This is a genomic window from Brevundimonas sp. A19_0, from assembly GCF_017744255.1.
GTDB lineage: Bacteria > Pseudomonadota > Alphaproteobacteria > Caulobacterales > Caulobacteraceae > Brevundimonas.
This window is the reverse complement of the sequence record NZ_JAGHQP010000004.1, coordinates 211,526-225,176: the sequence shown is the minus strand read 5'-3', so window position 1 is coordinate 225,176 and position 13,651 is coordinate 211,526. Positions and strand designations below refer to the sequence as shown.

12 protein-coding genes are annotated in these 13,651 nt (G+C 67.5%); 5 read left to right on the top strand and 7 right to left on the bottom strand.

Annotated elements, in window-relative coordinates; translation table 11 throughout:
• A partial coding sequence (locus J7346_RS06675; RefSeq protein WP_209118999.1) for a M57 family metalloprotease occupies nucleotides 1-2,794 on the bottom strand: 2,794 nt, incomplete at its 3' end.
• A gap of 177 nt (nucleotides 2,795-2,971) precedes the next feature.
• Here J7346_RS06675 and argB point away from each other — a divergent pair.
• From argB to J7346_RS06650, 5 genes are all read left to right on the top strand, one after another.
• Nucleotides 2,972-3,889, top strand: coding sequence for an acetylglutamate kinase (gene argB, locus J7346_RS06670; protein WP_348521466.1), 918 nt, complete (start codon nucleotides 2,972-2,974; stop codon nucleotides 3,887-3,889).
• Nucleotides 3,886-4,548 carry a pyrimidine 5'-nucleotidase gene (locus J7346_RS06665; protein ID WP_209118995.1) on the top strand — a complete coding sequence of 221 codons (663 nt, stop codon included), beginning with the start codon at nucleotides 3,886-3,888 and terminating at the stop codon, nucleotides 4,546-4,548. The genes argB and J7346_RS06665 overlap by 4 nt, the downstream gene beginning before the upstream one ends.
• Nucleotides 4,545-5,405, top strand: a complete 861-nt coding sequence (dapD, locus tag J7346_RS06660) for a 2,3,4,5-tetrahydropyridine-2,6-dicarboxylate N-succinyltransferase (protein WP_209118993.1) — start codon at nucleotides 4,545-4,547, stop codon at nucleotides 5,403-5,405. The genes J7346_RS06665 and dapD overlap by 4 nt, the downstream gene beginning before the upstream one ends.
• A 96-nt stretch (nucleotides 5,406-5,501) precedes the next feature.
• The gene (locus J7346_RS06655; RefSeq protein ID WP_209118991.1) at nucleotides 5,502-6,731 is read left to right on the top strand and encodes an NAD-dependent epimerase/dehydratase family protein; all 1,230 of its coding nucleotides are present in this window, start codon (nucleotides 5,502-5,504) and stop codon (nucleotides 6,729-6,731) included.
• A 13-nt stretch (nucleotides 6,732-6,744) separates the two neighbouring features.
• Nucleotides 6,745-7,629, top strand: coding sequence for an NAD-dependent epimerase/dehydratase family protein (locus tag J7346_RS06650; protein WP_209118989.1), 885 nt, complete (start codon nucleotides 6,745-6,747; stop codon nucleotides 7,627-7,629).
• 294 nt (nucleotides 7,630-7,923) lie between these two features.
• Here the strand turns inward: J7346_RS06650 and J7346_RS06645 are convergent, their stop codons facing one another.
• The 6 genes from J7346_RS06645 to J7346_RS06620 all read right to left on the bottom strand — a co-directional run bounded on the left by J7346_RS06645 (nucleotide 7,924) and on the right by J7346_RS06620 (nucleotide 13,633).
• Entirely contained in the window at nucleotides 7,924-8,367 is a 444-nt protein-coding gene (locus tag J7346_RS06645) for a hypothetical protein (RefSeq protein WP_209118988.1), read from the bottom strand.
• A gap of 154 nt (nucleotides 8,368-8,521) precedes the next feature.
• Nucleotides 8,522-9,073 (bottom strand): hypothetical protein, encoded by a 552-nt coding sequence (locus J7346_RS06640; protein WP_209118986.1) that lies wholly within the window; start codon nucleotides 9,071-9,073, stop codon nucleotides 8,522-8,524.
• 562 nt (nucleotides 9,074-9,635) lie between these two features.
• A complete protein-coding gene (locus J7346_RS06635; RefSeq protein ID WP_209118984.1) occupies nucleotides 9,636-10,265 on the bottom strand; it encodes a DUF1134 domain-containing protein in 630 nt (209 codons plus the stop codon).
• A gap of 100 nt (nucleotides 10,266-10,365) precedes the next feature.
• A complete protein-coding gene (locus J7346_RS06630) occupies nucleotides 10,366-10,722 on the bottom strand; it encodes a hypothetical protein (RefSeq protein WP_209118982.1) in 357 nt (118 codons plus the stop codon).
• A 71-nt stretch (nucleotides 10,723-10,793) separates the two neighbouring features.
• Nucleotides 10,794-13,193, bottom strand: a complete 2,400-nt coding sequence (gene pheT / locus J7346_RS06625) for a phenylalanine--tRNA ligase subunit beta (RefSeq protein ID WP_209118980.1) — start codon at nucleotides 13,191-13,193, stop codon at nucleotides 10,794-10,796.
• Nucleotides 13,190-13,633, bottom strand: a complete 444-nt coding sequence (locus J7346_RS06620) for a hypothetical protein (RefSeq protein WP_209118978.1) — start codon at nucleotides 13,631-13,633, stop codon at nucleotides 13,190-13,192. The genes pheT and J7346_RS06620 overlap by 4 nt, the downstream gene beginning before the upstream one ends.
• Nucleotides 13,634-13,651: the final 18 nt, after the last annotated feature.

The window sequence follows — 13,651 nt, the reverse complement described above, 5'->3', positions numbered from 1 at the left end:
GCATCACATCATGGCCCACGCCCCCGACCAGATAGTCAACGCCCGCGCCGCCATACAGGGTGTCATTCCCCGCCTCGCCGAACAGGCTGTCACTGCCCGCCCCGCCATAGACGACGTCCGCCCCGGCCCCGCCCAGCAGCAGATTGTCGCCCGCATTGCCCGTCAGGGTGTTGTCCAGCGCATTGCCCACGCCGAACGCATTGCCCGCCGACGACGACAGCGTCAGCGCCTCGATGTTGTCGTACAGATAGAAGCCCGACGACGCGACGATGGTGTCGTAGCCCTCCCCGGCGTTCTCAAACACGAGGTCCTGCTGGGACTGGACATGGAAGGTGTCATTGCCCGTGCCGCCCGACATACGGTCGGGGCCCGAGCCCCCGTAGAGGGTGTCGTTCCCGGCCCCGCCCTGCATGGTCGAGCCCTGCAACGTCGCGGTCACAGGCGTCGCGCTCGGGAGAGAGACGTGCAGGGTATAGGTTCCATTGGCGGGCGGTGCGCTCGAGACCAGGAAATCGCCGGCACCCGACTCCCACTGGCCGACCTCGATGTAATAGGTTCCGGCGAACTGAACGACGAAATTCAACCCGGAATCGGTCGTGGCCCCGCCATCCGGATTATCCGCATCGTCATTCGCCGCCAGGACGTTGCCACTGCTGCTCAGCAGACGCAGGGTGGTGTCGAAGCTGGCGCCGTCGATGTCGAGCACGACGCGATCACCGGCCGCGACCGTTATGGCATAGTATTCGCGGCCCGAACCGCTGGCCGTGCCCCGGATCGTGGAGTGCGGCGTCGTGGTGGAGTTCACGATGTCGTCATTCTCCTCCAGATCGAAGGTGCCGGTCAGGGAGACGGCCGTTCCGGTGCTCGTATTGGCCGTGCTGGCGGGTTTGACGACATCGGGGGCGGCCACGGACTCGGGTGCGCCGGCATACAGGAAGTCGTCCCCTGCGCCGCCGTCGATCTGGTCCGCGCCGCCGTTGCCCCGCAGCACGTCATTGCCCGACGTACCCGTCATCACATCGCCCTGGGTCGAGCCGATCACCTCCTCGATGCCGCTCAGGGTGTCGTTACCGGCCGCACCGCTGACCGAGGTGCCGTTCAGGACGATTGCTCCGGTCGCCGTCGTGTAGTCGGCGATGTCATGGCCGGCCCCGCCATTCAGGGTGTCATTGCCCAGACCGCCGATCAGGACGTCATTCCCGTCGCCCCCGTTCAGGGTGTCATTGCCGTAGCCACCGTCGAGGGTGTCATTGCCGGCCAGGCCGTTGACGGTGTCATTGCCGCCCAGACCCGCGATCGCATCGGCCAGGCCCGAACCATTGATGATCTCGTCGGTAATGTCACCGGCGACCACCAGTCCGCCGGACGGCGTGGCCGCGATCGTCTGGTCGGCGAACTGCAGATATTCGACATTGGTGATGGTGTCGGTGCCATCCGGCCCGACCACGGTGCCGATCTGGCCGTTCCAGGTGATGGTGTACTGGCTGCGATTGCCCGAGAAGACCACCGTGTCCTCGCCCAGACCGCCGTCGATCTGGTCGTTGCCGGCATTGCCGCGCAGGCTGTTGTTGCCGGAGTTCCCGCGCATCTGGTCATTGCCCGAGCCACCGATGGCGTTCTCGATGACCGCGCCGAGGGCGATCGACACATTGCCGGTGTAGTCGCCGACGTTCGAAAAGGCCCCCTGACGCAGGTCGATCAGCTGATTGGTGCTGTAGCCCGAGAAGTCAAAGGTGTCATTGCCACCGGCATCCCAGACCGCAAAGATCATCGTGCCGTTGGTGTCCGGGGTGAACCACGGCTGACCGGCGTTGGAATTGAACCCGTAGGTCGTATCCCCGGTGCGGGTCGTCATGTTGGCGCCGTAGAGGCGCTGGGCCGCTGCGATGTCGTCCATCAGCGGGGCAGCCGAGTACTGGTAGAATCCGGTGGTGCCTTCCCAGCGGATGAAATCCGCCCCCGTATAGCTCTCGCGGAAATAGCTCATCAGCGAGTACTGGCGGGAATCCTCGAAATAGGTGGCGTGCGCCTCATAGGTGATGGAGACCCCGGCCCCGGCGTTGTAGGCCGCCGGGTGGCTCAGCCCGATGGCGTGGCCGATTTCGTGGGTGAGCACCTGATAGCCATAGGCGTTCAGCACCGGCGACGAATTGTAGCCCAGGCTGTTGTTGATCCACACATCGCCTTGCACGGCACTGGTGAGCCGGTTTCCCGGGAGATAGGCGAAGGCGGCCGCGCCGTCAGCGCCATCGGCATAGTTGCCGAACAGGATGGTCGCATTGTTGGAATAGGCGCTGCCCGTATCCGTCACGCGCTGGAAGGTGATGCCCGCCACATCCGCCCAGGATTGCAGCGCCAGCAGGGTTGCCGTGATCTGCGACTGGCTGAACTGCGAGAAGCCCTGGGTGTCGCTCGGCATGGAGGTGGGCTGGGTGGCCCGGAAGGCGAAGGTGACCGTGGTGGGCTGACCGATGCCGGTCGCCCAGCTCAGGTCGGTCCGGGTGATCTGTCGGCCCGCATCGATCGGATTCAGCGAGGGCTTGCCGTTGGGGCCGAACCCGCCCCGATCGTCACCGTTCACGATAACCGATTGCCCGTCGCCCCCGTCGCCAAGGTCGACGGCACCATGGAAGCGACCGCATCCGGCGCACAGGCCGTAGCTCGAGATCGCCCCGAAGGCGGAATAGGTGTCGTCATTCGGCGTGGAATCTTCCACAAACCGGCCCGAGTTACCGGTGCCGCCGAAGACCGAAAGCGCGGTCGACTGACGACCGGTGAACAGGGTGTCGAACATGGGAAGGCCCCTCACATAAATATCCATCGCGCACCCTAGAGCAGGATTTCCGAACGACAAGCGTTACCGGAACGATGGGTATCAACTGCTGGTGAGCGCGGTACCCGGGCCACACGCGTTCCGCGCCCGCTTCCGTTTTGGGGCGATCCGCTCTAGTGAGCGCGGGCCATGGACGAGATCGAACGCCAATCCGAAGACCGCGCCTGGACCACGGCCAAGACCCTGGCCGAGGCGCTGCCCTATATCCAGAACTATGACCGCCAGACCGTGGTCATAAAGTACGGCGGCCACGCCATGGGCGAGACGGCCGTGGCGAAACAGTTCGCCGCCGATATCGTGCTGCTGAAGCTGATGGGGGTGAACCCGGTCGTGGTGCACGGCGGCGGGCCCCAGATCAGCGCCATGCTGGACAAGGCGGGCGTCAAGTCCAGTTTTGTCGACGGCCTGCGGGTCACCGATCCCGACACCATGCAGGTGGCCGAAATGGTCCTGTCCGGCGCGGTCAACAAGGAGATCGCCCACTGGATCACCGTCGCCGGCAAACAGGCCGACGTGCGCGGCGTGGGCCTGTCGGGCAAGGACGCCGGCCTGCTGACCGTCGAAAAGACCCGCCGCACCCGGCGCGACCCTGACAGCCTGATCGAGCAGGAGGTCGATCTGGGCTTTGTCGGCGAACCGACCCGCGTCGACGCCAAGCTGATTACCCGGCTGATCGAATCCGATGCCGACTGGGTGCCGGTCGTCGCCCCGATCGGCGTGGCCGAGGACGGCCAGACCTATAACGTCAATGCCGACACGGTCGCGGGCGCCCTGGCCGGGGCGCTCGGCGCCAGGCGCATGCTGCTGCTCACCGACGTCGAGGGGGTCAAGGGCAAGGACGGCCAGATCATCCGCCAGATGACCCTGGCCGAGGCCGAGGGCCTGATCGCCGACGGCACCGCCACCGGCGGCATGATCCCCAAGCTGCAGACCGCCATGGCCGCCGTGCGTGCCGGGGTCGAGGCCGTGGTTATCCTCGACGGTCGCCGCCCCCACGCCATGCTGGTCGAGCTGTTCACCGAACACGGGGCCGGAACCCTGGTGCGGGCCAGATGAGCGTCGAGCTCCACCGCGCCCGCGTCTGGATCTTCGACATGGACGACACCCTGTATCCGCGCGAACAGGGCGTGATGCGGCTGGTACAGGAGCGCATCAACACCTTCATGATGGCGGCCGTCGGCCTGCCGCGCGAGGAGGCCCGTGTCCTGCAAAAGCAGTTCCTGAACGAGCACGGCACGACGCTCGCCGGCCTGATGGCCAACTATGCGGTCGACCCCGAGGCCTTCCTGACCGAGGTCCATGACGTGCCGCTGGATTCGCTCGAGCCCAATCCGGATCTGGACGCGGCCCTGCGCCGCCTGCCCGGCCGGCGGTTCGTCCTGACGAATGGCGCCCGCTATCATGCCGCCCGGGTGCTGGAGCGCATCGGCATCACCGGCGCCTTCGAGGGCGTGTTCGCCATCGAGGACATGGATCTGGTGCCCAAGCCGGCCCCGGCCACCTTCCGGCGGTTCCTCGCCGCCCACGCCATCGAGGCCGAGGAAGCCGTCTTCTTCGAGGACACGCCGCGCAACCTGGCCCCGGCCAAGGCGCTGGGCATGACCACGGTGCTGGTCGGCGACGGCCATGGCCACGAGATCGGCGACTGGGTCGATCACCACACCCCCGATCTGCTCGAATTCCTGACCGAAACTGCCCTCAAGGAGGCCGCATGAGCGACCCCGCCCACTTCAAGTCCGTCATCGAACAGGCGTGGGAAGACCGCGCCTCGGTCTCGACCGCCACGACCGGCGACATCCGCGACGCCGTCGATCATGTGCTGGCCGGGCTGGACGATGGCTCGCTCCGGGTCGCCTCGCGCGAGGCTGACGGCACCTGGACGACCCACCAGTGGCTGAAGAAGGCCGTGCTGCTGTCCTTCCGACTCAACCCCAACCGGCGTCAGGGCGTCGCCACCAGTGCCGGCACCGGCATGCCGGATTCCACCCCCGGCCCGTACTGGGACAAGGTGCCGGTCAAATGGGCCGGCTGGACCGACAGCCGGTTCGAGGCGGCGGGCTTCCGCGCCGTGCCGGGCGCCGTCGTGCGCCAGGGCGCCTTCATCGGCCGCGACGTCGTGCTGATGCCCTCCTTCGTCAACATCGGCGCCTTCGTGGGCGAGGGCACCATGGTCGACACCTGGGCCACCGTCGGCAGCTGCGCCCAGATCGGCCGGAATGTGCACCTGTCGGGCGGCGCCGGCATCGGCGGTGTTCTGGAGCCGCTGCAGGCCAATCCCACCATCATCGAGGACGGCTGTTTCATCGGCGCCCGCGCCGAGGTGGCCGAGGGCGTGATCGTCCGCGAGGGCGCGGTTCTGGCCATGGGCGTCTATCTGTCGGGCTCGACCAGGATTGTCGATCGCGCCACCGGCGAGGTCTTCCGCGGCGAGGTGCCCGCATACTCCGTCGTGGTGCCCGGCACCCTGCCCGACCCGAACGGCGGTCCCGGCCTCTACTGCGCCGTGATCGTCAAGCGCGTCGATGCCCAGACCCGGGCCAAGACCGGCGTCAACGAGCTACTGCGCGCCTGAGCCATTCCGCCGCGAGGTTCGGGCTTGGGAACCGGCCCCCCTTGCTTTACTCAGGACGCGCGGACCGGATCCGCGGCAACAGTTGGGTGAGTGACGATGCGCGTTCTGGTTCTCGGGGGTGACGGATTCTGCGGCTGGCCCACGGCCTTGCACCTGTCGGCCCGCGGCTGGGATGTGACCATCGTCGACAATCTGTCGCGCCGGAACATCGACAATGAGCTCGAGGTCTCGTCCCTGACGCCCATCCGCTCGATGGGCGAGCGGATCGAGGCCTGGAAGGCCGTCTCCGGCAAGGACATCGGCTTCGTCAATATGACGGTCGGCAAGGAGTTTGACCGGCTGGTCGCCCTGATCCGCGACTTCGCGCCCGACAGCGTCGTCCACTTCGCCGAACAGCGCGCCGCGCCCTATTCGATGAAGTCGGCCCGGCACAAGCTCTACACCGTCGACAACAATCTGAACGCCACCAACCACCTGCTGGCCGCCATCGTCGAGAGCGGCCGCGACGTCCACCTGGCCCACCTCGGCACCATGGGCGTCTATGGCTACACCACCGCCGGCCTGCGCATCCCCGAGGGCTATCTCAAGGTCACCGTCGAGACCGACTTCGGCCCGACCGAACAGGAAATCCTGTTCCCCCCGAACCCCGGCTCCATCTACCATATGACCAAGACGCAGGACGCCCTGCTCTTCCAGTTCTACGCCAAGAACGACGGCCTGCGAATCACCGACCTGCACCAGGGCATCGTCTGGGGCGCCGAGACCGAGGAAACCCGCAAGGACGAGCGCCTGATCAACCGTTTCGACTATGACGGCGACTACGGCACCGTGCTGAACCGCTTCCTCATCCAGGCCGCACTCGGCTATCCGTTGACGGTGCACGGATCGGGTGGCCAGACGCGCGCCTTCATCCACATCCAGGACACGGTCCGCTGCGTCGAGCTGGCCCTGCAGAACCCGCCCAAGGCCGGCGACCGGGTCAAGATCCTCAACCAGATGACCGAGAGCCGCCGCGTGCGCGACCTCGCCGAACTGATCTCGGGCATGACCGGCGCCGAGATCCACAACGTCCCCAACCCCCGTCAGGAAGCCGACGAGAACGAGCTCGTCGTCGCCAATGATCAGTTCCGGGAACTGGGCCTCAAGCCCATCACCCTGGCCGAGGGGCTGATGCAGGACGTGACCGAGATCGCCCGCCGCTATGCCGAGCGGGCCGACCGCTCCAAGATCCCCTGCGTCTCCAGCTGGAACGCCCGGCGCGCCGAGGCCCTCAAGTCCGAGCCCGTGGTGTCGGCGACCGCCGCCGCCCATCTGCGCACGGCCTGATCCCGGATCACGCGTGAGCCCGTCCCGCCCTCACCAGACCCCGTCGATTCTGGTCTTCGGCGGCGGCTGGCTGGGTCAGGCTGCTGGGCGCGACATACAGGCCGGGGGCGGCACGGCCTGGCTGACCTCGCGCTCGCCCGGGACCCGCGCCGAACTTGCGGACGCCGGCTTTCAGGCCGTCGACCCGGCCGATCCCGACGCGCTCAAGGAGGCCGTATCGACCGTCCAGACCCTGCTGATCACCACCCCGCCCGAGCCCACCGGCTGCCCGGGGCTCAAGGCCCTGATCCCGGCGCTGTCGACCGCGGGCGCCTGGCCGGACTGGATCGGCTATATCTCGTCCAGCGCCGTCTATGGCGACCGGGCCGGCGCCTGGGCCTTTGAGGACGAGCCCCTCCATGCCTCCAGCCTGACCGGCGCCCGCCGCGTCCGCGCCGAGGCCGAATGGCTGGAGGCCGGTCAGGGCATGGGCCTGACCATCCAGATCTTCCGCCTGCCCGCCCTCTATGGCCCGGGACGCAATGTCATCGGGCGTCTGCGCGACGGCACCGCCCGGCTGGTGCACAAGCCCGGCCAGGTCTTCAACCGCATCCACGTCGACGATGTGGTCTCGGGGCTCAGGGCCTCGATGGACCGGCCCAACCCCGGCCGCGCCTATACCCTGTGCGACGACGCGCCCTCGCCCGCCGATGCCGTCATGGCCTGGACCGCTCGCCGCATGGGCCTTCCGACCCCGCCCGAGATTGACTGGACCGACCCCTCGGTGTCGGACTCCATGCGCCGCTTCTACCTCGACAACAAACGCCTCTCCAACGCCCGCGCCAAGGCCGAACTCGGCTGGCGCCCCCGCTACCCCAGCTACCGGGAGGGGATGGAGGCCCTGCTGCAGGGGGAGTGAGGCTTCACCGGGCAGGCGGGCTGTCCAGGAGGCCGCCATGGGTGGAATGCGGACGTTCGCTTCGATAGCCTCGACGAATGAAGAAGCGAACACGCGTCCTGTTCGGCATCGCCGCAGTTCTGTTGGCCGCGTATCTCATTTGGCGCGGGCCTTCGCTCTATCAACTCTATCAAGATTGGCCGCTGATTGCTGCTTGCGCCCAAGATGACCGAAGTTGCCCGTAGGGGCGGTTAAAGTCCGCTTTGGGTCGGGTCGGTCGCGGACCGTCGCCTGGCGGTGAGGCGCTGACATTGGTCATTCGTCAGAGGCCCAGGGCCTGTCCTTGTCGAATCCCCTGAGCGCGAACCTGCCATCCGGATAGTTCGTCTCGAACCATACCTTGCCGGCGCTGAAGAAGCACCCGCGGTAGCCTGCGGGATGGAGGCTCCTCTCGCCCCTTCTGGATATCTCCCGCCAATCGGCCAGTGTCGGCAACCGCTCGGCCTGGGGTCCCATCTCCTTGATGCGGAACGATAGCCTTCTGCCGCCCTCGGTGAGGGTGACGACATCTGCATAGAAGTCGAGGGGCACAGGCTCGTCCGAGCGTTCCAGATGCCGGGCAAGGCGGTCGAAATAGGCCGCCGCGGCACCTTCGGGCAACTCCCCACCACAATACTCGCGGTCCGGCTCGTCAGCGAGTTCCTCTCGACCTGGCTGCTCGCCGCTGGGCCCGTCGCGACCGCACGAGGCAGCAAGCAACGTCACTCCCACGCATGCGGCCAGACAGGTCCGTTGTCCGATCGTCCGCCGTCGGTGTTCATCTCGTTGCATGTCGGATCATTGAACACGGAGGGAAGGTCCGCAACGGGTCGCAACCGGCCCTGTCCACTGAGCCGGAGATCCCCCCTTGCGTCTATCGACAGCCCAGATCGACCGGCAGGCCCCACAACTCGATCAGCGCGGCGAGGTTTTCCTCGTCAAAGTCGAGCCGGTTGTCATAGGGATGGAGTACATTTCCCCCCGTGGCCGGAAACAATGCGGGCCAGGCGCTGGCCCCGTGACAGCAGAAGCAGACCGCGATCTCCCCGATCAGGGCGCCCTCCGCATCATAGTACCGGAAAAAATGGTGGGGCACGAAGCAGGCCGCACCGGAGCTGTAGCGCTCCGAAGCCCGTATCAGGGTTGCTCCGAACGCCCGCCGGTCCTGATCGGACAGTTCTCGACCCTCACGATCGTCCGGGGGTCTGCCACCGTCTTCCGAGAGCACCAGACGGACTGTCGTCGCCGTCGGATAGGGCCTGACAGGGGCTTCGCCGACGCGCTCGTAAATCGCAATCCCGTTTTCATCGACCGGCATGGGCCAGATCGCTTCCTCAACGAGCGGCTGCCAAATGCCGAAACTGACCCAGCCCAGCAAGGCCAGCACAACCAGCCCGCCCGTCACCAGAAGTCTGCGCATCTTCATAGTGGACATCCCCCTCCCCTCATAATGGCACCCCGCCCCTCGCCCTCCAAGCCGCTCTTGGTCAAACGCGTCAGCCATCACAGCCGCGCCCGAATTTCCTCGCCCTTTCAGCACCCCCACCGTTTCCCGCCCCGACTTCCCCGCCTTGGTCCAGCCGTGTGCAAACCTCCTCCCGTCCCGTCGCACGGAGGGCTCGTAAGGCCTGCGACCTTGTGAGCGGCGGGAGCGATGGAGCGGGGTTGGAGGGGCCTCAAGCAGCGAGCGACCGCGTCGCGAGCGGTAGGCCATTTCAAACACCCTCGATCACCGCCTCCGGGTGCGTGATGAGGGCAAGGGTCGAGGGGGATACTCGGCCGTTCCGGGAGGTGTCGCAGGACATCCCCGCCCGCCGGGGGCGCTGCGGTAAGGCCCGAATACGGCCACCCGACGCAAGCTTCCGGAAAACCACCGCGCGGAGCGTCAGCCTTCGTCGAAACGGTATTATTCATCATCTCCGGGCGAAGGCCCGGCGCTCCGCCTGCCCTTCAACCCGCCGCAATCACGGACGGGGGCTTGGGCGTGCCTAGAACGGCAGCAGGTTCCGTTGGCGGCTGTAGGCCATGGTGCCGACATTGGCGCCGAGGCGCAGGCCGACCCCGGTCCGTACGGGCGCCAGGATGATGCCGTCGGCCTGCTGGTAGTTCACGCCCACCCCGCCGATCAGATAGGCCGACCCTTCGACCCCCGGATAGCGGCGATAGATCATGTCCGGATAGTAGAGTCCGTAGACCAGGGTGAAGACGCGACTGGCGTTGCCGCCCACGTCCCAGCCGATGGAGATGCCCTGCCAGAAGATTTCCTGCGAGGCGCTGAGGTCCTTCATGTGCAGCGCGCCGCGCCCGTAGCGGACCCCGACGCCCATGGCCCCCGCGCCTTCCTCGCCCGCGATATAGGCCGTCGGGCGATCGCCCTGGTCGGCGAAGATGCGTTCGATGGCGGCGCCCATGGCCTCGGCGGCGATGCCCAGCTCGCGCGAGCCGGCGGCCACCAGTTCATCGGCGGTATAGGCGGGCGCATCCTGGTCCGAGCGGATCGGATAGTTGGGTCCGGCCTGCCCCTGTCCCGGCTGCGAGGTCGCGCATCCGCCCAGCGAAGAGGCGGCCAGCGGCGTGGCGGCGGCCAGGCCGGTCATGATCAGCTTGCGGCGGTCCATGGCGATTCTCCTCAGGCAGCGACGGGCACACCCTGTCGCGGCCCACACTGTCGCTGCATTGAGTCAGACTTGCGGCGACAAGGTTAACCGCACATTGCCGTCAGCACCGGGTGACGATCTCCCGGGGCATCACCGACGGCGTCATATAGACGAAGTCGCTGGTCTCGCCGGGCTCCAGATAGAAGTTGCTTTCATAGCCCGTGTTCCAGGTGACCGTGGCCTGCATCGGGGTCCGTCCGGTGTTGCGCACCCGGTAGTAGGTCTGGTTGTTGACGTGGCCGTACTCGCTGTAGGCCGGGCAGACCCCCGTCACCACATCGGTCAGATGCTCGTCGGGCCACCAGGCCCCGTTCTCCATGTCGAGCTGGTCGGCATAGGCCATCAGCCCGGTCTCGAATTCCGCACAGCCCGACAGGGCCGCGCACGCGGCAACGGCAAACAGCACCTTGAATTTCATGGTCATCCCCTCAGTTCCGGAAAACTGTAATCCGGACTTTGGAAATCGACAATCTGACCGGCCCTGACGATCTACTGACGCAGGGTGGCGCCCAATTTGCCGGCTGCGGCCACGACCTTCGCCGACAGGGCGTCGATCTCGGCCTCGGTCAGGGTCGCCTGATCCGGCTGGATCGTGACCTCCAGCGCCACCGACTTGAAGCCCGGCTCGATACCCTTGCCGCGATAGACGTCAAAGACGGCGACCTCGGTGATCAGGGTCTTGTCCGCGCCCTGCACGGCCCGGACCAGATCGCCGGCCGGCACGCGGTCCTCGACCACAAAGGCAAAGTCGCGGCTGAGCGGCATCAAGGTCGACAGCTTCGCCGACCCGCGCGACTTGGTCCGCGCGCCGCGCGGCTCAGGCACGGCGTCGAGGATCAGCTCGAAGCCCAGCATCGGCGCCTCGGCGTCGAGGGTCTTGAGCGTCGCCGGATGCAGGGCTCCGAACTGGGCCAGCACCATCTTCGGGCCCAGCTGGACCCGGGCCGAACGGCCGGGGTGCCACCACGGGTCGACCGGTGCGCGTTCGGCGTCCTGCACGGTCTGAAGACCCGCCGGCGCGCCGATCAGGGTCAGCAACCGCATCAGGTCGCCCTTCAGCTGGAACAGCGGGTCCTCGCCCGCGCCGCTCCAGTGGCGGGCGGCATGGGGGGCGACCACCACGGTGATCGCCGTGCGCTGGCCGGTCGGGCTGTCGTCGCGATAGACCGGCCCGATCTCGAACAGGGCCACATCGGGGTGGCCCCGGTCGGCATTCCGCGCCGCCGCCTGGATCAGGTTCGGCAGGATCGAGGGCCGCATGCAGTCCAGCCCCTGGGCGATCGGGTTCTCGACGTGCAGCCGGGCATCGCCGCCCCCGAAGGCCCCGGCGATCGCCTCGCTGGTGAAGGACCAGGTTGCGGCCTCGGCATAGCCCATGGCAGCCAGCGCCCGGCGGGCCAGCCGCACGCGGGTTTGCATCGGCGAGAGCAGACCGGCGCTGGGCGCGCCCAGATCGGGCAGCGGGGTCGACGGCAGGGCGTCATAGCCGACGATCCGGGCGACTTCCTCGACCAGATCCGCCGGTCCCTCAACGTCAGCACGCCAGCTGGGCGGGGTCACCGTCCACGGCTGGCCGGTCTCGACGGCAAAGCCGAGCGCGGTCAGCACTTCGGCCGTGCGGTCGGCGCTGATGTCCAGCCCCGTCAGGCGGCCGACCCGCGCCGGGTCAAAGGCAAAGGCCTGAGGCGCCGCCGGAGCCGCGCCGGCGACCACCACCTCGGACGGCTCGCCGCCGCACAGGTCCAGGATCATCCGGGTGGCCAGCTCGATCCCCGGCACCACGGTGGCCGGGTCGACCCGGCGGGCAAATCGATACTGGGCGTCCGAACTGATCCCCAGGGTCCGGCCGGTCTGGGCCGTAACCAGCGGATCGAACCAGGCGCTCTCGAGGAAGACGTCGGTCGTGGCGTCCGAACAGCCGGTTGTCTCGCCGCCCATCACGCCGCCCAGGCCGATGGCGCGGCGTCCGTCGTCATCCGCGATCACGCAGATGTCGGGCGCCGTCGCATAGGTCTTGCCGTCCAGCGCGGCCAGGCTTTCGCCCTCGGCGCCGGCCCGCGCGACCACGGTCGCACCCTGCAGGGCCGCCAGGTCGTAGACGTGCAGCGGCCGGGCGCGGTCATAGGCGATCAGATTGGTCACATCGACCAGCCGGTTGATCGAGCGCAGCCCAATGGCTGTCAGACGCTGCTGCAGCCAGTCGGGCGACGGGCCGTTGGTCACGCCGCGGATCACCCGGCCGGCAAAGACCGGGCACTGCTCCGGTGCGTCCAGCCGGATCGAGACCGGACACGGAAACTGTCCCGCCACCGGGGTGATGGTCGGCGTGGTCAGGGTGCCGAGACCGGTGGCCGCCAGATCGCGGGCGATACCGTCGACGCCCAGCCAGTCGGGCCGGTTGGGCGTGACCTCGAAGTCGATGACCGGCTCGGCCCCGAACACTCCCGCGGCCGGCGTGCCCACGGCGAGGCCCGGGTCCAGATCCAGGATGCCGTCGCTGTCGCCGGCCAACTCCAGCTCGGCGGCCGAGCAGAGCATGCCGTTCGACACCACGCCGCGCACCGGCTTTTCGACCAGGGTCACGTCCAGCCCCGGCACATAGGCCCCGATCGGCGCATAGATGGTCACCAGGCCGGCGCGGGCATTGGGCGCCCCGCACACGATCTCCTTCATCCCGTCCACCGTCTCGACCTGACAGACCTGCAGCCGGTCGGCATTCGGGTGGCGCTCGGCCGAAACGATCCGGGCGACGGTGAAGGGCGCCAGCTTCGCCGTCGGGTCGATGACGTCCTCGACCTCAAGCCCCGCCATGGTCATGGCGTCGGCCACGGCTTTGACGTCGGCGGTCGTGTCGAGGTGCGCCTTCAGCCAGGAGAGTGTGGACTTCACGACGTCTTGCCCTGGGCCTCTTGCTGGGCCTTTTCGGCGACGGCGCGCGCGCTGATCAGCCCTTCCTCCATGAGCGCGACGTCAGCCTCGTTGCTGGAGAAGCCGACCATCATGAAGCGGCAGCGGACGAACCGGCAATGCGCCATGCCCACCACACCGATGACCTTCTGGCTGCGCGGCACGAGAAACAGGGACTTCACATCCTGGGTCATGCCCATGTTGCAGCCGTCGAACTGCACGCCCTCTCCCATACCCATCACCGCCGGCCCTTCGATCAGACAATCGGTGAAGGTCTTGCCCTCGATCATGAATTTGCCGGCGTTCATATGCTGGGCCGCCATGGCCGGCAGCCAGATCGCCTCGTTCTGGAAGGTGTCGCGTTCGACCAGTTCGCGTCCGGACGGGCTGGTGATCGGGGGCTGGGTCGAAGGTTCGGTCATGGGATACGTCCTGAAATC